The 19,542-nt window shown below is 37.6% G+C and carries 14 protein-coding genes; 4 read left to right on the top strand and 10 right to left on the bottom strand.

Features of this window, described 5'->3' with window-relative positions; all coding sequences use genetic code 11:
• The first annotated feature begins 40 nt into the window (after window positions 1-40).
• The gene (locus tag V5739_RS14265; RefSeq protein WP_423818710.1) at window positions 41-1,231 is read left to right on the top strand and encodes a Pycsar system effector family protein; all 1,191 of its coding nucleotides are present in this window, start codon (window positions 41-43) and stop codon (window positions 1,229-1,231) included.
• Here the strand turns inward: V5739_RS14265 and V5739_RS14260 are convergent.
• The gene (locus tag V5739_RS14260; RefSeq protein ID WP_423818709.1) at window positions 1,148-3,598 is read right to left on the bottom strand and encodes a GAF domain-containing protein; all 2,451 of its coding nucleotides are present in this window, start codon (window positions 3,596-3,598) and stop codon (window positions 1,148-1,150) included. The genes V5739_RS14265 and V5739_RS14260 overlap by 84 nt on opposite strands.
• A gap of 122 nt (window positions 3,599-3,720) precedes the next feature.
• On the opposite strand from V5739_RS14260, the gene V5739_RS14255 reads away from it, so the two are divergent.
• On the top strand, window positions 3,721-4,854 hold the full coding sequence (locus tag V5739_RS14255) for a redoxin domain-containing protein (RefSeq protein WP_423818708.1): 1,134 nt from the start codon (window positions 3,721-3,723) through the stop codon (window positions 4,852-4,854).
• Window positions 4,855-4,920: 66 nt separating this feature from the next.
• Here the strand turns inward: V5739_RS14255 and V5739_RS14250 are convergent, their stop codons facing one another.
• Together V5739_RS14250 and V5739_RS14245 are read right to left on the bottom strand one after the other, a co-directional pair.
• Window positions 4,921-5,595 (bottom strand): SIMPL domain-containing protein, encoded by a 675-nt coding sequence (locus V5739_RS14250; protein WP_423818707.1) that lies wholly within the window; start codon window positions 5,593-5,595, stop codon window positions 4,921-4,923.
• Window positions 5,596-5,639: 44 nt separating this feature from the next.
• Window positions 5,640-6,290 (bottom strand): rhomboid family intramembrane serine protease, encoded by a 651-nt coding sequence (locus V5739_RS14245; protein WP_423818706.1) that lies wholly within the window; start codon window positions 6,288-6,290, stop codon window positions 5,640-5,642.
• 54 nt (window positions 6,291-6,344) lie between these two features.
• On the opposite strand from V5739_RS14245, the gene V5739_RS14240 reads away from it, so the two are divergent.
• A complete protein-coding gene (locus V5739_RS14240) occupies window positions 6,345-7,253 on the top strand; it encodes a lysophospholipid acyltransferase family protein (RefSeq protein WP_266070606.1) in 909 nt (302 codons plus the stop codon).
• On the opposite strand, the gene glmM is transcribed toward V5739_RS14240, so the two are convergent.
• Complete coding sequence (gene glmM, locus V5739_RS14235) at window positions 7,243-8,631, bottom strand: phosphoglucosamine mutase (protein WP_423818705.1); 1,389 nt, start codon at window positions 8,629-8,631, stop codon at window positions 7,243-7,245. The genes V5739_RS14240 and glmM overlap by 11 nt on opposite strands.
• Before the next feature lie 150 nt (window positions 8,632-8,781).
• Between glmM and V5739_RS14230 the strand changes: the two genes are divergently transcribed.
• Window positions 8,782-9,363: an ACP phosphodiesterase gene (locus V5739_RS14230; RefSeq protein WP_423818704.1), complete on the top strand. Its 582-nt coding sequence runs from the start codon at window positions 8,782-8,784 to the stop codon at window positions 9,361-9,363.
• 134 nt (window positions 9,364-9,497) lie between these two features.
• On the opposite strand, the gene V5739_RS14225 is transcribed toward V5739_RS14230, so the two are convergent.
• The 6 genes from V5739_RS14225 to V5739_RS14200 form a co-directional block, all read right to left on the bottom strand.
• Complete coding sequence (locus tag V5739_RS14225; protein WP_423818703.1) at window positions 9,498-11,018, bottom strand: hypothetical protein; 1,521 nt, start codon at window positions 11,016-11,018, stop codon at window positions 9,498-9,500.
• A gap of 503 nt (window positions 11,019-11,521) precedes the next feature.
• Window positions 11,522-12,589 carry a M12 family metallopeptidase gene (locus V5739_RS14220; RefSeq protein WP_423820492.1) on the bottom strand — a complete coding sequence of 356 codons (1,068 nt, stop codon included), beginning with the start codon at window positions 12,587-12,589 and terminating at the stop codon, window positions 11,522-11,524.
• A gap of 848 nt (window positions 12,590-13,437) precedes the next feature.
• Complete coding sequence (locus tag V5739_RS14215) at window positions 13,438-14,829, bottom strand: hypothetical protein (protein ID WP_423818702.1); 1,392 nt, start codon at window positions 14,827-14,829, stop codon at window positions 13,438-13,440.
• Between the two features lie 160 nt (window positions 14,830-14,989).
• Window positions 14,990-16,381, bottom strand: coding sequence for a hypothetical protein (locus V5739_RS14210; RefSeq protein WP_423818701.1), 1,392 nt, complete (start codon window positions 16,379-16,381; stop codon window positions 14,990-14,992).
• 95 nt (window positions 16,382-16,476) lie between these two features.
• A complete protein-coding gene (locus tag V5739_RS14205) occupies window positions 16,477-18,030 on the bottom strand; it encodes a hypothetical protein (protein ID WP_423818700.1) in 1,554 nt (517 codons plus the stop codon).
• Between the two features lie 185 nt (window positions 18,031-18,215).
• A complete protein-coding gene (locus V5739_RS14200) occupies window positions 18,216-19,214 on the bottom strand; it encodes a response regulator transcription factor (protein WP_266070597.1) in 999 nt (332 codons plus the stop codon).
• Between the last annotated feature and the right edge of the window lie 328 nt (window positions 19,215-19,542).

The raw sequence follows: 19,542 nt of genomic DNA, 5'->3' as shown, positions 1-19,542 counted from the left end.
GGATTTTTTTGTAATTTGGTGAAAATCTAACCACAACTGAATGACAACTCTTACTGGTAAAGCTGAAAAATTCGTACAGGATCTATTCAGTAAAAAACTACCCAATACATTCATTTATCATAACTTTAAACACACTCAGAGGGTAGTTAAAAGTACTAAAGAATTAATTAAAAAATCTCAAATTCATGTTAAACAGGAAGAGCCACTGCTCCTCGCTGCATGGCTACATGACACCGGTTACACTGTAAAGCATGCCGGGCACGAAGAAGAAAGTGTTGAAATAGCCAAAAACTGGCTGCAAGAGCAGAATGCAGACCAGGAACTTATTGATACTGTCTCTAAGATCATTATGGCAACAAGAATGCAAGCCGAACCTAAAGACCTTGCTGAAAAAATCATTAAAGATGCCGACACCTCGCATTTAGCGAAAGATTACTTCGAAGAGACCAGTGAATTTCTTCGGCAGGAGCTCAAACTACAGAAAATAAAAAACTACTCACACCAGGAATGGATTGAGAAAAACATTGAGCTCTTTACAGAGAGACATGAATTCTACACTACCTACGCAAGAGAAAACTGGAAAGAGCAAAAAGATAAGAACCTTTACGACCTGCTCAATAAAGAAAGAAAGGCAAAAAAGAAACTGGCCAAAGAAGAAGCCAAAGCCCGCCTTAAAGTAAAATATAAGGATAAAAGCGCAGACAGGGGGATTCAAACCCTTTTTAGAGTAACCATGCGCAACCACCTAAAATTAAGCGACATAGCTGATGCTAAAGCTAACATTCTGCTCTCGGTCAATGCCATTATTATTTCCCTGGCTATTGCCAATTTCATTCCAGATCTTGCCACACCCGAGACTTCCAGTCCGGCAATTATGATCCCTATTTTTATTCTCATGATCTTTAGTGTAGCATCAATAATAGGAGCTATAATGTCTACAAGACCTAATGTGACATCGGGAGAATTTACCCGCGAGCAAATTAAAAACGGGGAGGTAAACGTGTTGTTCTTCGGGAATTTTCACCGTATGCCTTACGAGCAGTTTGAATGGGCCATGCACGAAATACTTGAAAACCAAAGTGATGTTTATGAATCTCTAATGAAAGATCTTTATATGCTGGGAGTGGTACTTAACCGCAAATATTATTTATTGCGAATTACTTATACCATTTTCATGGTAGGAATTATTCTTTCTGTGCTCAGCTTTATCGCCACTTACTACCTTGCCTAGAACTTTTTCAAGATCTTCATATGTAAAAACCTGTTCTTCGTGTTGTTCACTTTCCAGGTGGTATAAAACTTCCACCCTCAGCGCCTTTAACCCTATAACGCCCTGAACATCTTCGAGTTCCAGCTTTTCTATTTTGTCTCCCAGATATTTCTTGGACTGGAGATATTTGATGTAACGCAAATACTCCCTTTCATCCTTCCTGTTCGAATATACAATGGCGATTTTGCCCTTTTGGGTCACCCTCTCCTCAGTTCCTTTAACATTAGCCTTATCAATTCGTTTTTTGATGATTTCATACCTCGCATTATAAGTGCCATCAACATCAAATTGCTTTTCATCCATTCTATATCTTATAGAAAGAGTGGTATTGTACACAAGGATTAGAGAAGCAGCCTGCAGTTTTAGCGGCATCCTTTCCTGGATCTGGTAGAACCTGTTTTCCATTTCACACATGGTGGTTAATTGCCATAACCGCAGATTAAAAAGATAAACCTCATCAAAAGGTTTTATTTTCTTATTTGAAAGAGATGCCCCTATGTAAATATTATGTTCAACCCCGTCTGTTTTATATCTTTCAAAATAATGTGGGTAAATCTCCTGCGCATCTATTTGCCGCCGGTCAATATATCGGGACATGGTGCGGTTTATTTGCTGCACTGCCTCGTCATAATTTTTACGATGGTTATAAATTATACCGGTTTCGGAGTTGATATTTTTCCGGTATATTTTTACCTGTTCTTCTAAATGAGGTGCCTGCTTTTCTATATGATCCATTACAGGGTTTATTTCCCTTTGTAATAAATTGAATACCTTCTGTTCACTGGAAGTACTTAGACTGCCGGCCAAATCATCTTTAAATTCTTTAATCCGGAATTTCACCTGCTCGTAGATATCCAGCTTTTCAGTTCCTTCGGCTTCACATACAATCTTTTCAATAGACTCAAGTTGATCGAGCAGGTCTTTCTGAATAGCATCATTCCTGGCTTCCGAAGAAGCCACGATATCTATCTCTCCATATAAAGGATATACATCTTCAAAAGTGATATCTTTAAAAGATGCAAGCCCATCTTCATCAAGATCTCTTATGAACTTACGGGCTTCCATTTCAAAGATCCAGAGTACGCTGGGGTGAATAGATGTACATTCACTTTGTATAACGGCTTTCACCCGGTTTTCAAATTCAGACTTACTTCGTTCTACCGCTGTGACGATATATGGCAAAATATCTTCCAGCTTTGTCGCATTTATACTATTGAGTTCATTCTTTTCAAAAGACACCAACTCCAGCAGCCCCAGCAAAACATTGTTTTTGGCAATGGGTGCTATAATGGCACTTTTGACACCTGCATCAACAAGAGATTTTATAAGAAGGTTTTCTGATGCTTTACCCGAATATTTTTCAACATTAGGAATGCTAAAGTATTTATGTTCGTCCACCAGGCTATGATAAGCTTCCTCCCCAAGCACCTTTTTGCAGTTTAATATTTTTCTCTCCTGAAGCAAAAAACTGGGAGAACGGTTCCCTATCATTCGTTCAAAAACAGAATCCTGTTCATTGTACATCGTAAATCCTATCCGTAGATTGGGAATCTTATAGATAGACTTAAAGATCTCTTCAAACTTCTCCATCTCTTCCTTCCCGGAGGTATTTCTTTGCAATAGCGTAGTCTTAAGGTCAGAAATTGCATCATCTACAGTCACATCGGTAAGGGAGATGATGGTAAAGCCTTTAAAAATCCAGCTGTTGGGTGGAAATTTTTCTTTCCACAAGGCAACGTTTTCAATATTCTGAATTAACTCATCAACATCTTCTTTAGTAATTTCCCTGGCGTTTTTTCCAGGTTCAAGCTCCATAAAATTAGAATCGAGCTCAATTCTATAGTGCCTTAAAATGCCATTTTCATCGGGTATATCGTAATAAAAAGGTCTTGAAAAATCTATATCGTAGCCATAGTATTTATTTAGAATAAGGATACAGGCATAGATATAATCAAGATCATGATTAAGATTCCTCATATTCAAGGTAAAATCATTACCTGCTCCTGCCAGTATTTTCCTGAATTTTTGCGTAGAGTTAAAAATCAGGTTATGAAATGGCACCGAAATGGCCTTGATCTGCGTATCAGATAGAATTTCAGGAAAAAGATCTTTCATTAAAATCCTTATGGGGTCTTTGTACCTGTTGAGATCTTCAGAATTTAGTATACCTTCTTCCAAAGCAGGAAAAGTGGAAATGTACTCCAGCATATTTTCGAGATAATCTTTAGATATCTTACTCGACTCATTTTGGAGCTGATGACGATATTCCTGTATGATTTTGTGGAAACTTATCTTTATTTCCAGTGGAAATTCCTTTTGATGCTTCATGTTTTAAAATTAAAGGATTTTACCCCCTGCCCTGAAGGACTTCTTCATATTAACATTAATTTATCTCTTTCGATCCTTTCTCTCCCCTATCTTCCTTATTTTTGTCGAAAATGTAACAAATTATGCGTAAAATATTATTAGCCGGACTCGTGATTCTCATGGCTGCTTGCGAAAGTGAAAATGAAGGATACCAGATTAGCGGAACAGTCCAAAATGCCCCAGACGGGCAAAAGCTCATCATTTCTGAATTAAATGACAGCAACACCCAGGTAGTACATATTGATACTATAGAAATAAAAGAGGGAAAGTTTGAACTTGACTTACCTGAAAAAGAACAACCTACCATTAGTTTTCTTACTGTGGAAGGAACCCGAGGTAATGTAGTTTATATAGCAGGCAATTCTCCTGTTGAATTTACGGTATATCCAGACAGTATTTATTCTTCTGAAATATCGGGCGGAGCAGATAACGAAGTGCTTTCAACTTATCTTGAAAGTGTAAAAGGAGTAAGCAAAAAAATGGGAGAACACCGCAATGCCGCGCGGGAAGCCATGATGAACAAAGACTCTGTTGCCCTGCAAAACCTTCAGGCGTTCCAGGAGCAGCTATTTAAAGAAGACAAACAAACCAAAGCAAGTCTAGTTGAATCAAACCCCAACTCTATTGTATCGGTAATGATCCTCCAGGATATGCTAAACACTTCAGCCTATTCTTCTGCTGAATTAAAAGGATTTTACGAGCAGCTAAGTCCTGAAGTTAAGGAACTCCCTCTGGCAAAAATCGTAAAGACAAGGCTTGACAAAATGAGCAAGACCGCTGTAGGAAGCAAGGCGCCAGAATTTAGTGCCCCTACACCTGAAGGAAATGAACTCGCGCTTAACGACGCTCTTGGAAAAGTTACTCTGGTAGATTTCTGGGCCTCATGGTGTAAACCCTGTAGAGTTGAAAACCCCAATATTGTTGAAGTTTATAAAAAATATCACGACCAGGGATTTAATATTATCCAGGTCTCTCTGGATCGTCCCGGCCAAAAAGAAAAGTGGATCCAGGCTATTGAAGATGATAATCTTGGAGCATGGAACCATGTCTCAAACCTGATGTTCTGGCAGGATCCTGTTGCAGTTGATTATGGTATTCGTGCTATCCCTGCTGCCTTTTTACTGGATGAGAATGGAAAGATCATTGCCAAAGATCTAAGAGGTGATGCCCTGGGTCAAAAGGTTGGAGAAGTTCTAAACAACTCCTCTTCAAATTAACAAAGTGCATTAAAAGCAAAAAAGGGAGCCAAATGGCTCCCTTTTTTGCTTTTAATCATATTCAGTTTAATCGAGCTGAAATTCAACATTAACCTTCACGGTTACTTCCATTTCACCCGGAGCAATAGTTTGCTGCCCAGAACTGTCAGATTTCATTTCCATCACACGATAAACGGGCTGGAAATGATCTGTTTGTACTTCGTTGATATGAACTGCTTTTCCGGCACGCTGACCTAAAGCAGAGGCATATTCTTCAGCCTTCATTTTCGCATTCAAAACTGCCTTTTTTCGCGCCTCAGATTGTAATTGTTCCTTTTTAGAGGTCATAAATTCAATCCCGTCAATTCTGTTGAGCCCGGATTCTAATAAACCAGACATAATTTTCTCATAAGACTTCAGGTTTACCAATTCGATAGAAATAGCCTGGTTAGCTGAATACATGGTGTCTTTTGTATTGTAATTAACCTCTTTATTTAATCTCAAGTATTCCGTTTGAATATATTTTGACGCTACACCCTGAGATTTTAAGTACTTAATTACCTGATCGACTACTTTATCATTTTCACGCTTCACCTCGGCAGCAGTTTTCCCGGTATGTTCAATCCTGGAGTTAATAAGGACTTTATCGGGTACTACATTCACAGTTCCGGTACCTAAAACGGAAACAGAGGGAAATGGCTTGTCTTGTGCAAAGCCTACAGAGTAGCCAAAAATGGCAATTAGAAGAAGTAACTTTTTCATAATCTTTATGGTTTTACAAGAGGTTTTCAAATTCAGTGCCAATGTCAGAATTTGCCGGTCTTTTGTAGAAAAAATAATAGAACAATAGGAATAGCCAGTAGAATCACCATAAACAAACTTGTGGCAAACAATTGCGGAACAAGAACCAAAGTGAGGATATAACCTCCCACAGCACCACCAAAATGGGCATCATGCCCTATATTACCTATCCTGTTTTTCATCCCGTAGATTGAATACAGCATATAGCCAATCCCGAAAACATACGCAGGAATGGGTATGGGAATAAAAAACATGTACAGGCTCATATTGGGATATAATAAAATAGCGGTGTAGATTATACCCGAGACAGCACCGCTTGCTCCCACCGCATTATATTGATATTCATCTTTATGAAAATAGTAGGACAAAAGGTTTCCCAGCAAAAGACTGGCAACATAGATCAATAAGAAGCTAAAGCTACCCAGGGAGCCAATGACTACATCGGCAAAGAAATAGAGGGTAAGCATATTTAGAAAAAGATGCGCAGTATCTACATGCAAAAACCCTGATGTGAGCACCCTTATCTTCTCACCCCTTTTTACTGCTGCCGAATTGAACTTGTACTTTTCAAAAAAAGCATGATCATTAAAACCTTTAAAAGAAAAAATAATATTTGCTGCTATGACTACAATGGTAATCAAGTCGAAATCTCCCATTAATACAAAAATTTAGTTCCAAATATACCATATATTTGCCTAAATGACTTTTGCATGCAGCGTTTAGTTTTCTGGTTAGTTTACCCTTTTTTATGGCTAATTTCAATTTTACCTTTCAGCCTTTTTTATCTCTTTTCTGATTTTGTATACCTAATTGTATACTACATAGTCCGATATAGAAGAAAGACAGTAAATGAAAACCTGAGGCTGGTATTTCCTGACAAATCTGACAAAGAAATAAAGAAGATCAGAAAACAATTTTACCACCATATGGTAGATATGTTCCTGGAGATGATAAAAAGCTTATCTATTACAGACGAAGAACTGAAAAAGCGGTTTTGCTTTACAAATCCTGAAGAAATTGACAAGATAAGGGCTATGGATAAGAGTATTCTGCTCGCCTGCGGCCACTACGCAAGCTATGAATGGATGAACGCCCTCGAACTCTATGATCTAAAACATGAGAGCTTCGGGATATATAAAAAAATAAAGAATCGCTATTTTGATCAACTTGTAAAAGACATAAGGGGGCGTTATAATACAGAACTCATTCCTTCAAGTAAAGCCACAAAGACTATTACTGATAATGAGCACAATGGGGTTTGCGGCATCTATGCTTTGATTGCAGATCAATCTCCCAAACTTTCGCGCACCCGGGCATGGATCAGTTTTATGGGTATAAAGTCGCCCGTTTTCATGGGATTGGAAAAACTATCACACACTTTAGACATGGCGGTAGTTTACCTGCACGTGGAAAAAGTTAAAAGAGGCCATTATGTAGCCTCTTTTAAAACTATTTCATACGAACCGACTAAAGAGCCCGATTATTTTATAACACGCAAATATATTGAGCTTCTTGAAGAACAGATAAGAGAAGAACCCCGTTATTACCTCTGGACCCACAAAAGATGGAAACACAGGAATGCTTCAATACCCAATGATGCTGTAATTATTAAAGATTAGCAATTTTCTTTATCTCAGCAATCATTTCTTCAGCCACCTCATCGGCTTTTTCCTGAGTTTTAGCTTCAGTATATATCCTGATGATGGGTTCTGTATTTGATTTTCTCAAGTGCACCCAATGTTCAGAAAAATCTATTTTTACACCGTCTACTGTACTTACCTGTTCAGCAGAGTATTTTTGGGCAACTAATTTAAGAATGTTATCTACATCAAGTTCAGGCGTGAGCGCTATTTTATTTTTGCTCATAAAATACGAAGGATACGAGTTTCGTATTTCTGAAACCTTCATTTTCTTTTCGGCCAGGAAAGTCAGAAAGAGTCCAACACCTACAAGGCTGTCCCTTCCGTAGTGCAATTCAGGATAAATAATCCCGCCGTTACCTTCACCTCCTATAACAGCATCATTCTGCTTCATTAACTCCACCACATTTACTTCCCCCACTGCACTTGCTTCGTAATTACCTCCATGCTTTTGGGTAACATCGCGCAGGGCACGTGATGAAGATAAGTTACTCACCGTATTTCCCGGGGTTTTACTCAAAACATAATCGGCACAAGCTACCAGGGTGTACTCTTCACCGAACATCTCACCTTCCTCTGTAATAAATGCCAGCCTGTCAACATCGGGATCAACTACAATTCCCAGGTCTGCCTTGCTCTTTTTTACTAGATCACATATTTCTGAAAGATGTTCTTTTAAAGGTTCGGGGTTATGCGGAAAATCTCCCGTGGGCTCACAGTAAAGTTCAACTACCTCTACTCCCAACCTCTTCAAAAGCTTGGGAATGGCAATTCCTCCTGTAGAATTCACTGCATCAACGGCAACAGTGAATCCTGCTTCAGCAATTTTCTTAGCATCAACCAATGGGAGCATCACCACCTCTTCAATATGAGTATCAATGTAATGGTCTACCCGGGTTATTTTTCCAAGCTCATCGACTTCAGCAAAAGAAAAATCAGCTTTTTCAGCAATTTCAAGAATTTCAGCACCGTCGTCTCCACTTAAAAATTCTCCTTTCTCATTAAGCAATTTTAAGGCGTTCCATTGTTTGGGGTTATGGCTGGCAGTAAGTATAATTCCTCCATTTGCCTTTTCTAAAGGAACTGCAATCTCTACAGTAGGAGTGGTAGAAAGGTCAAGATCAATAACATCAATACCAAGCCCTGTAAGTGTATTCATAACAAGTTGCTGAATCATAGGGCCCGAAATTCTCGCGTCACGTCCCACTACCACCGTAGTATTTTTGTCCTGATGCCTTTGTTTAAGCCAGCTACCATAAGCAGCAGCAAACTTCACCGCATCAATAGGTGTTAAATTTTCTAAAGGTTTACCCCCAATAGTTCCACGAATTCCCGATATCGATTTTATTAAAGTCATAAATATATTTTCAAATGGTTGTCAAAAATGTCATTTTCTTCACCCCTTTTTCTGCGGAAGTTATAAAATGCCGTACAAAGATACTCTCCTTCTGAAGCCTTCCCAAACCTTAACAAAATTTAAACATCAAGATTAATTACCTTAGCCCGAATGAATTTTCTTGCCCATATATATCTCTCGGGAGATGATGAAGATCTTATCCTGGGAAACTTTATAGCCGATTCTATTAAAGGAAGAAAGTACCTTCGGTACCCGCATGGAGTTCAAAAGGGCATCCTCCTTCACCGGGAAATTGATTCGTACACCGATTCTCATCCCATCGTAAAAAGAAGTACTGCAAAACTACACAAGAATTACAGTCATTATAGCGGAGTAATTGTAGATATATTTTACGATCACTTTCTTGCATCCCGCTGGGAAGATTATTCTTCGGTTCCTCTGGAAAACTTTGTGTCTAATTTTTATAAACTCCTGCAGCAGAGATTTGATTTACTACCGGCTCCTATTCAAAACTTCCTTCCTTACATGGTTTCAGAAAACTGGCTTTTGAGCTATGGCAGTATAGAAGGAATTGCGCGAATTTTATTTCAAATGAACATAAGAACCAAGAATATCGTCCAAATGGATAAAGCAGTGAACGATTTAAAGGAACATTACCATGATTTCTCTAACGACTTTCAAGAATTTTTTCCTGAGCTTCAAAAATTTTCTGAAGCTAAAATAGCATTTTAGATACTTCTTCAGCGTCTAGGCCACACAAGCTCCATCAGTAAAAGTAGATTACATTAAGAAATTTATTTTTCTATAAACTGAGAAAAGCCGCTATAAAAGCGGCTTTTAATTAAATATTAATAAATCATCTTGTTCTAAAGACTATACCCAAGGCTTTGAAGTGCTGAAACAATCAGACCTTCATAGTATGCCGGAGAATCTCCGGGGTTTACATCATAAACATAGCCAATTTCAGATTTATCAGAAAGGCCATAGGCTCCTGCGTAATTTCCGTCTCCATTTTCAACATAGGAAACGAATTTTGCAAAATTCTCTGCATCAGGTGAATTTGGTGTTGCTACCTGGAATATAATACCATTATAGGAATTGGAAGGCCAGGTGGCCAATCTACCTCTTAAGGCGGTAATATCTGCATCGTAAGTCGCTGTACGTGTTGAGTTTTCACCCCATGTATTCACCCAATCTGTATAACTGTAAACAGCCTCATCCTGAAAAATCAAAGCGATTGAATTCCCGCTGGGAGATTCCCCTCTCAAGTTGAGGAAATGCATTGTTCTTTCACTAGGATCAGAAATTACCTGTACTTTTTCGTCGTAAAGTGCATCATCATTATTATACAATCCAATTAAAGCAGCTCTAAGAAGCGTATTTCTCATTTCTTGCAACGGATATAAAGTAGTGTTCATAGATCCAGAAGAATCGAAATAAATATAAATATTGGTATCGGCATTAATTTCAGGAGTGGAATTACATCCTATCCTTATGTGATGGTAACCGGGTTCTTGTGATTCTAATGCGGTGATACTCGCCTGGGTAATTTCGAAATCATAGTAATCTCCTGCATCTGCAGTATATTCAAGATCTTCATGATCCATTACTGTTACCCTTGCATAATAAGTTTCATCACCAAGGTCTGGCAATGCAAAACAAAGCACAGAAGCTGAAGGCCATTCACCTGCCATAGTAATCGAGTTGGTATCATTATTTAGTACCACCTCTTCAGTCATTGCCTCATCTGAATATACGTCAATATTGAAGTAAGCAGGATATTCTCTTCCTGTTTCATCATCACAATAGTTAATGAATACACAGTAGCTGTTTTCAACTTCAATAACGTCAAAATCAAAGAAAGGATAACCATAAGCTGCTTCTTCCCTGGCATAATAGCAGAGAACATCTACATCAATGTAAGGTTTTGTACCTGCTGCCAATTCAATGGTCATTGGAAGAGCATCACTCACTTCGGGTTCAAAAGCTCCGCCTTCCCGTGGAGCCACCCAAAGAACCTGGTCACCGGCATCATATACCGCAAAATGTTGTAAATAATAAGTGCCAGCAGGCACAGCCAACTCTTCAGAGTAGGTAGTCTCCCATGAGCCTCCGTTATTCACGAGCCCTACTTCAACTAAATCGTAATCGCTCTCTTCTGCATCTTCAGCAGTTGACCAGCCGAGCATCACGTAAGCAGGTTCAACTTCTCTGCACTCCATTTCAGATTGCTTATTCTGTTGATTAAAAGAATTAAGTAAGGACCTGAATGTTAATTGAACTGTTTCTGGATCTGTAGAAGACACCTCTGCTTCATCTTTTGAACAGGAGGTGAAAATCATTGCGAAAATTGCCACACAGGCAACTGAAAGTTTAAAATTTCTCATAATAATGTAGTGGTATTGGTTAATAAATAAATTTAATTACTGCTGGTTATGCCTTCAGGGAGGAACTCCGGTACGAAAAGAAATGTAGGGACGTACCCGATCTATTGAGAAGAGAAAATTATCTTTAATTCTGATGTATATATTACAATCCATATCAACTGAAGATTAGTGTTCAATTAACTATTCAACTATGGAGGAATGTGGAGGAAATACAGTTGCCTGAGGGATTAGCAACTAACAATGTAAATATATAAATATATGATAATCAAAAGAATAAGGGTAAACCCTACTTCTTGTAATTTTTAAAACTTAATCCTGTTCTTTTGAAGAAGAATAAAAAAGACAGTCCTGATAAGTAGAATTTTTCTACACTTATTAAAAAAATATGTGGAAAAAATCTACAGCCACTTTTATAGGTCTAAACCGTTCTAACTTCCCTGGAAACGAATAACATAAAAAAAACCCGGCTGATTAGCCGGGTTTTAAATTCTATTTATTGGAGTTTATGATTTATAGTACCAGTATCCTCCTCTTGAAAATACTTCTTTCCATCCATAGATTCTGGAATAGTAAAACCATGTGTCATTTTTTCTAAGAAGATAGACCCCGTAAACAGTGTAATATTCACCATTAACATAAGTCTCTTCTTTGGTACCACCGGTAGTTTCTTCTTTACCAGATGTAGATGTATAAGGATACATATTATTTATACCCGTCTTATCACCTGAAGACAAAGCAGATCTTTGTACATTATAAGTGTTACCGCTTTTAGTTGTAATAGTAGGTTTTCCATTACTTGAAAAAGAATATGGACCATACATCATAATAGAACCAAAATCAAGAGCACTGGTGAACTCATCTCCATCCATACCTTGCTCAGCGTAAGTCTGAAAATTATATTCTCTTCCGCTTTGAATATTGTCGTAATGCACTGTAATATAGCTATTCCTATCTACGCGACTCTGTTCGTGCCAAAGCCCTATGGCATGACCAATCTCGTGAATTGTATTTCCGGTTGAGCAAGCTGTAGACAAAGTAATATTTTGTCTACCCCCTATCATACCCACGTAAGATGAACAACCAGAACCGGTTACGAAATTAATATAATTAGATTGGGTAGTTCTCTCGACAAAGTCAATATTAGTATTGGCTTCCCAGTGCTTTATAGCATCATAAACACGGTTTTTATTATCGAGTGAACTCTCTATAGCATAGTAAACAGTATTGTTTGGCCATCTGCCCGAGGTACGCCCCACACTTTTTGTTTCTGGAACAACTTCACCTTCTTCAAAGACCACCTTCACTTCCTGGTGGCTTACTAAAGACGGGGGCAAAAGTATATCACCTTCATAGATATAATCTCCATCGAAATGTTCAACGGCAAATTTTTGTCCTGCATAATAAACATCTGTGGAAGCACCGGGATTAGGATTAGCAAATTCCGTCATGATCTCCTGACTCTCGGTGAGATCAGTACTTCCAACATTGTCAAGTTCTTCTGGGTTATCTTTACTACAGGAAATTAGGGAGGCTAATGCTGGTAGTAATACAGCGAATTTCAAATTTTTCATAAGTAGGGTTTCGTGATTTTTAGGTGCTGTAGATTTGGGATTTACAGAACCAATTGTTTTAACTGATTTTTTAATGACGTTCATTTTTAGTTAATTAAAAGCATTTAAAAACAAAAAAGAATCTTAATATTCTTCACTTGAATCAACAGTTGTAATAATTGTGCCAAAAAATAATTTAATACTTCTTTAACAAAAAAAATACGTCGGAGTCGGAGATTGAATTGAGCTTTCTGTTTCGTGAAATTTGATTTTAAAAGGTTGCACATATAAAAAAATTTAACATGAGCAAAATTATAAATTATAATTTCATTAAGAAGTGTTTAATAAAATTTAACATACTGAAAATCAATATATTCATTATAAATAATATTGAAATTTAGTGAAGAAAATGCTAAAAGGCTACAAATGTTTTGTAGGGATTATGAAGAAAACTGCGAAGAGAACAAAAATTTTGTAGGGGATTGCAGCAAATTAAAGGTTGCTAAATTCCAGGATATATTCAAATTACTTGATTAGAAGGGATATATTTCCAGATACTCTAACCGGCTTTTTGGTCAATAGAGTGATCCTGAAAATAAAGGAGGGTCAAAAATGTCATTTTTGAGGACTCTTTTATTGTGAAATCAAACAAATAAATAGTTACCTGGAGCAGGTTTAATAGATTCTTATATAAGCCTTTGTATAAAGATATATTGTAAATCTCAATAGTAACTAAAAAATGAGGCTGCTTTAAAAGCACATTCCCGTTCCGATATACCTTCTCTTGGTTCTCGAATTCTGAATTAAATCAGAACAAACGGTTAATCGCTTTTAAAACAGCCTCTTGTTACTTCCAGATAGATTACAAATTAATCCAGAAGGTTCACATTAAAGCAGTTAATAGTTTCTATTCTCACGTAAAATGGGTAATTATAAGTAAAGCCATTAAAAGTATTAGCAATAGCACCATCTTCTCCCTCTATATTAGCACAATAATTCTCCCAGCAAGTAGTACTCATCTCCCCACCACTTGTCGGCCGTACCTCAATAGCATAAGCAGCAGTAAGATCGCTGTCATCAAAGGGGGTGTCAAGGATTATTTGTACTTCATTATTTATCAAAGAAATATTGGCTGTACCCAAAGCTGTAAGTTCTTCTGAACCTAGATCGGCTAAGAGTTGCAAATCTTCATCACTGTTGATTTGAACCCAACCTTCAGGATTAGCACCTTCAAGCAGAGTGAACTCGCAATTAGGAGAGAGTTCATTTCTCAAATTTAACTTACAACGCACATCTGTATCACAAGTTGGATCTCCCGGATTATTATTATTGTCACAGTTAATCCTTACATGATGATATGCAGGTATAAAAATCTCCTGAGCCTCAATACTGGCCTGGGTAATTTCAAATTGAAAAGTATCAGACGCATCTGCAGTGTAATCCAGGTCGTCATGATTTAAAACAGTTACACGAGCATAGAAAGTTTGGTCTCCAATATCGGGAAGAGCAACACACAACACCGAAGCAGATGGCCACTCCCCTTCCATAGTAATGGTATTTGTATTATTGCTTAATGGGTAAGGAGTTCCGTCATAAGAATCGGTCCAAACTTCCATAGAAAAATAAGCAGGATACTCTCTTCCAGTTGCATCGTCACAATAGTTTATAAATACACAGTAACTATTTTCTACTTCAATAAGATCAAAATCAAAGAATGGATAGCCGTAGGCTTCTTCATTACGAGCATAGAAACACAAAACTTCTAAACTGATATAAGGTTTGGTACCAGAAATAAGTTCGATTTCCTGTGGCAGAGGATTATCTACATATTCAGAAAAAGTTCCTTCTAATCTGGGTGCTACCCATAGGACATTGTCATTAGTATCATAAACAATAAAATGTTGCAGATTGTAATCTCCAGGAGGTAATGCCAATTCATTAGAATAAAGGGTTTCCCATGTATTAAGACTGGTATTATATTTTATTTCAACCCTTATAAGATTCATTTCGGTACTTCCCCCATCTTCGCCAATGTAATTGCCCATGGCATCTGTGATTCCTATCATCACGTAGCCGGGATCATTATCGCTGCAGACTACCGGATCTTTTTGTTGCTGATCCATTTCTGCAAGAACAGTCTTAAAAGTTAACTGTACCTTTTGTTCATCTTCATTTACTGGGTGTGGATCTTCTGTAGAACAGGAAGCACCTACAACCAGAAGAAGAAATAAAAGGGTGACTTTATGTAATTTGTTTTTCATAGTAGTTTTTTTAGAAGCAGGATAGTACGGGTAAAATTGGTCTCAGAAAAGACTTTTTTGAGTGATTTTCCCCTGTTCATATAGAGGATTACACTGTGGGCATTTTAAGAGTAAAAATTAACCACCTATTGTTAAACAGGTGGTTAATCTCTAACATATATTAGTTCTCAAGTGGTATAGAACAGAAAATCGCATCTATTTTAATATAGAAAGGATAAGAGTAATCGAAACCATCAAAAGATTCTGACACTTCCCCATATTGATCTTCACCTACCACATTGGCACATTCAGATTCCCAACAGGTCGAATTCATAGCTCCCCCTTCAACAGAAGGTCTAACTTCAATGGCGTAACCTGTGATCCTATCTTGATCAGCAAAAGGTGTATCAAGACTAACAGAAAGATTTCCATTATCCATTACTATAGACACATCAACAACTTCAATTAGACCATCTATTGGAAAATCAACCCAAAGGTTCAGGTCTTCCAGATCCTGAGCATCGTCTATCCGTAACCAGTTATCATCACTTCCTTCAAGTACAGTAAAGTAACAGAAGGCATCTAACTCACCGTCAATTTCAAGTTCACAAGCTGCATCGATATCACACACTTCGTCTTCACCTCCACCATTTGGGTCTTCATCACAATTAAGTCTTATGTGGTGGTATGCAGGAACTTGTTCTGCCAATGCATTTATACTTCCCTGGGTAATTTCAAAGTCATAGTAATCAGTTGCATCTGCAGTGTAATCAAGATTATCATGATTCATAACAGTTACTCTGGCGTAATATGTATCATCTCCAAGATCTGGCAATGCAAAACATAGAACAGAAGCAGCTGGCCAAGCACCTTCCATAGTAATTGTATTAGTATCTACACTAAGCGTAACTTCATCTGTCATTGCAGCATCGGTAAATACGTCAATGCTAAAGTAAGCCGGGTATTCTCTTCCTGTTTCATCATCACAGTAGTTTACGAAAACACAGTAACTGTTTTCTACTTCTATCACGTCAAAATCAAAGAAAGGATAACCGTAAGCCGCTTCTTCCCTTGCATAGTAACATAGAACATCTACATCAATATAAGGTTTTGTTCCGGCCACAAGTTCAATTTCCATTGGAAGTGCGTCACCAACTTCATCGGCAAAGGCACCTCCTTCACGTGGTGCAACCCAAAGCACCTGGTCATTAGAATCATAAACGGCGAAATATTGCAAATAATAAGTACCGGCAGGAAGGGCTAAATCTTCAGAGTATGTAGTTTCCCATGATCCATTGTTGTTTTTTAGACCTACTTCGAATAGTTCATAACTACCCCATTCAGCGTCTTCAGAGGTAGTACCTCCCAAAACAACATATGCAGGATCAATTCCATCTCTACATTCAACTTCAGACTGTCTATTTTGTTGATTGAAGGAATTTAATAAGGCCCCAAAGGTCAATTGTACCGTTTCAGGATCATCTGAAACAGCACCTGCTTCTTCCTTACTACAGGAAGTAAAAACTAATGCCAACATTGCCAACCAGGCAATTGAAGTTTTAAAATTTTTCATAATAAATTGTGTTTGATTAATAAAAATTAGAATGGTTAATAAAAATTATTAAGATAATTCTCCGGACCGGTTGATCCGGAGGAATCTTATTCTTTCTAGAAGGCTTCATTACACACGTCCCCGGCATGTACGATTAAAGTATATGGACCTTCCCCATCTACAGGGAAACTATAGCTTAAAAGTTCGGAACCCTTATGAAGATCGAATTGCCCTGGAGCGCGCTTTTCCGGCCACTCGTTATCATCATTAAACCAGAAGTGAGTATCTCCAACAGTAACACCGTCATACAAATCAATAGTCACATGAATTTGCTCTCCATCATCATCAAGTTCAATAATGACATCACCGGCCCTCCAGGCCTTGCTGGTATCATTTTGACCTGCACCTGCCCAAAAAGGAATTACCCAATTATCATTCTCTTCATCATAATATTCGGCATCTACACCAACACCATCAATGAGAAGTCCCCATCCCCAGTTGTTGCTATTATAATGATCTGATAGAATATAGTCTCCGTACATGTAAGCAGTATCTCCACATCCACCTGAATCACAGGTATTTGTATCTCTACAATCTACAACACAGTCACCATTTGTATCTCCTGGCACCACGCATTCATCTGGCTCACAGGAATCTGTATCTCTACAGTCAACGATACAGTCACCGTTGGTATCTCCAAGTACTGTTCCCGGTTCACAAGTTGGTTCTCCATATGGCGGTGCACAATTGAACCTTACGTGCTCATATGCAGGTACCGCAAGTTCCTGGGCCTCAATATCAGCCTGAGTGAAAGTAAATTCAAAGTAATCAGCATCTGGATCTGAAACATATGGAAGAAGATTATGATTCAGCACTGTTACACGTGCATAATAAGTATCATCTCCAAGATCGGGTAAAGCAAGACATAGTACAGAAGCAGCTGGATTATTTCCCTGCATAGTTACTGTATTCATATTACTGCTTAACACTACCTCTGTTCCGTCAAACTCATCTGACCATACTTCTACAGAGAAATGTGCAGGATATTCCCGTCCTGTTGCGTCATCACAGTAATTTACAAAGATGCAATAGCTGTTCTCTACCTCAACCAACTCAAAATCAAAGAATGGATAGCCGTAAGCTTCCTCTTCTCTTGGAATAAAGCATAGAACTTCAACAGCTATATAAGGTTTAGTACCTCCAATTAGTTCTATTGTTTGAGGCAAAGCATCACTAACTTCACTGGCAAAAGCCCCACCTTCTCTGGGAGCAACCCAAAGCACCTGATCATTCGTATCATAGACAGCAAAGTGCTGTAAGTAATAGGTGTCTTCAGGAAGTTCTAAATCTGCTGAATAAGTTGTTTCCCAGGAACCATTATTATTGGTTAAACCAATTTCAATAAGGTTCTCTGCATTACCTCCATCAATGTAGGTGGTCCCCTCCTCATCTGTAGATATCCCAACCATTACATAAGCAGGTATAGCATTTTCTCTACATTCTACTGGTGTTGCCTGTTTATTCTGACTGTTAAAAGCCCCAAGCATGGCACCAAAAGTTAATTGCACTGTGTCTTTGTCATTAATAACATCAGCTTCCTCCTTACTACACGAAGTGAATACTAATGCTAATAGCGCAAACCAGGCCATGGATAATTTGAAGTGTTTCATAATTAAATGGTTTTAGATTAAAAAATTTAGAATGGTTATAAATATTTAAACAATAAATACTGTTTCAAATCGCACTGGCGAAAGATCAAATGGGGGAGTAAATTGGTGGGGGGAACTAAGGAAATTCTTTGTTAAATGTAGGATTTATCTTAACCTCTAACAATGGGGGAAAACCCTCCTTTTCCTCAAACTTTTATCATATTATGGTTAAGAGCATATACTATACTCTCCAGAATGGTACCTGAATGTGTGCGGCGTATGATATTAGCCCTATGCTTCTCAATAGTCTTAGCTGAAATGCATAAAGTTTCTGAGATCTCTCTGGTTTTATATCCTTTACACAATAGTGAAATGATCTCCTTTTCTCTCTTAGTAAAATACTGCTCTTCCTCCTTGCAGTAGTCGGAAAAATACTTTTCAATTTCTACCGAATTGCTACCTACTTCTTCCTTAAGAGGAAAATCATTCCCGGTGAAGTTTATCATCATAATCATTTGACCAGAAAGTTGCTTGTCAAGTTTTGAAAATGTTATTCTCGCTTCCCTAATCTTTTCATTCATAATAAGAGAAGTTTTGGTTACAGCTTTCATGTGCTTGCCCCTAACGAACTTTTTAAGGGTTTCACTCACCTTAAGCTTGTTCCTGCCGACCACCAGATCTGTAAGTTTGATTTGTTGTCTTCCAGTAATAAAAAAGTCATTCCTAAAAGCATCGTTCATTGCAACAATCTTTTCATCCTGTAGAAGGATTACCGGATACTCCAATAAGTTAAACAATCCCATAAAGGAATCTTTCCAGTATTGTGTAAGACAACCCTGTGTTGCTATCAATTCTTCAATCTCTTCTACAATAGAACGGTAGCATCCCCTATCGTAAATGATCCCGTCTACGGCATCTTTAAAATTATTATCGAGAATCTTCTTGTTCTCAAGATCACCAAAGAGAAAAAGTAAACTTTTGTTAAGGAAATGAGTAGATTTAAAACTGGATAAATTCTTTAGGCTTTCAAGACCAAGAGAAGAATAATCTATGAGAATAACATCGGGCAATAAATTAAGCGCCATGGAATAACCAGAATGAACACTGCTAACTTCGGCAGTGGTGAAATTGTGATTTACTTCTTTTTCAATATTATTAGCTAAATCCCGGTTTTTTGTAATGAGTAGTAATATTTTCTTTTCCATCCCCCTACTTTTTAATTTAATGACATTTTTTAGATCGAATTATTTGTCATCTTCAGTAGTAAAGATATATAAGCTACTTTAAAATAAATCTTAAACTTGTGTAGTAAATAACTGACGATCAATAAATTAAAATGATCACAGTGATAGACAAATGAACCATTTTAACTTAAATTTTTACGGTAAAAAGCTCTTTTTATGATACTTTTAATCGGAATAATTTTATAGTTTAAAACCCTCGTAAGAAAAAAGTGATTAAATGTAAAAACCTCACTTTTAGACTTCTGTAAATACCCAATCTTTGATCTGTCTCAATCTGTGATCAACTTTC

The sequence above is a fragment of the Salinimicrobium sp. TIG7-5_MAKvit genome (assembly GCF_049569215.1).
GTDB classification, from domain to species: domain Bacteria; phylum Bacteroidota; class Bacteroidia; order Flavobacteriales; family Flavobacteriaceae; genus Salinimicrobium; species Salinimicrobium profundisediminis.
The sequence above is the reverse complement of the archived record's forward strand: the minus strand, read 5'-3'. Positions and strand labels throughout refer to the sequence as shown.

Excerpts from the sequence above, each read along its gene's own strand:
- V5739_RS14260 (WP_423818709.1), bottom strand. The coding sequence starts at position 3,598 with ATGAAGCATCAAAAGGAATTTCCACTGGAAATAAAGATAAGTTTCCAC.
- V5739_RS14200 (WP_266070597.1), bottom strand. The coding sequence starts at position 19,214 with ATGGAAAAGAAAATATTACTACTCATTACAAAAAACCGGGATTTAGCT.
- V5739_RS14225 (WP_423818703.1), bottom strand. The coding sequence starts at position 11,018 with ATGAGAAATTTTAAACTTTCAGTTGCCTGTGTGGCAATTTTCGCAATG.
- V5739_RS14205 (WP_423818700.1), bottom strand. The coding sequence starts at position 18,030 with ATGAAACACTTCAAATTATCCATGGCCTGGTTTGCGCTATTAGCATTA.
- V5739_RS14240 (WP_266070606.1), top strand. The coding sequence starts at position 6,345 with ATGCAGCGTTTAGTTTTCTGGTTAGTTTACCCTTTTTTATGGCTAATT.
- V5739_RS14245 (WP_423818706.1), bottom strand. The coding sequence starts at position 6,290 with ATGGGAGATTTCGACTTGATTACCATTGTAGTCATAGCAGCAAATATT.
- glmM (WP_423818705.1), bottom strand. The coding sequence starts at position 8,631 with ATGACTTTAATAAAATCGATATCGGGAATTCGTGGAACTATTGGGGGT.
- V5739_RS14255 (WP_423818708.1), top strand. The coding sequence starts at position 3,721 with ATGCGTAAAATATTATTAGCCGGACTCGTGATTCTCATGGCTGCTTGC.
- V5739_RS14230 (WP_423818704.1), top strand. The coding sequence starts at position 8,782 with ATGAATTTTCTTGCCCATATATATCTCTCGGGAGATGATGAAGATCTT.
- V5739_RS14220 (WP_423820492.1), bottom strand. The coding sequence starts at position 12,589 with ATGAAAAATTTGAAATTCGCTGTATTACTACCAGCATTAGCCTCCCTA.
- V5739_RS14215 (WP_423818702.1), bottom strand. The coding sequence starts at position 14,829 with ATGAAAAACAAATTACATAAAGTCACCCTTTTATTTCTTCTTCTGGTT.
- V5739_RS14210 (WP_423818701.1), bottom strand. The coding sequence starts at position 16,381 with ATGAAAAATTTTAAAACTTCAATTGCCTGGTTGGCAATGTTGGCATTA.
- V5739_RS14250 (WP_423818707.1), bottom strand. The coding sequence starts at position 5,595 with ATGAAAAAGTTACTTCTTCTAATTGCCATTTTTGGCTACTCTGTAGGC.
- V5739_RS14265 (WP_423818710.1), top strand. The coding sequence starts at position 41 with ATGACAACTCTTACTGGTAAAGCTGAAAAATTCGTACAGGATCTATTC.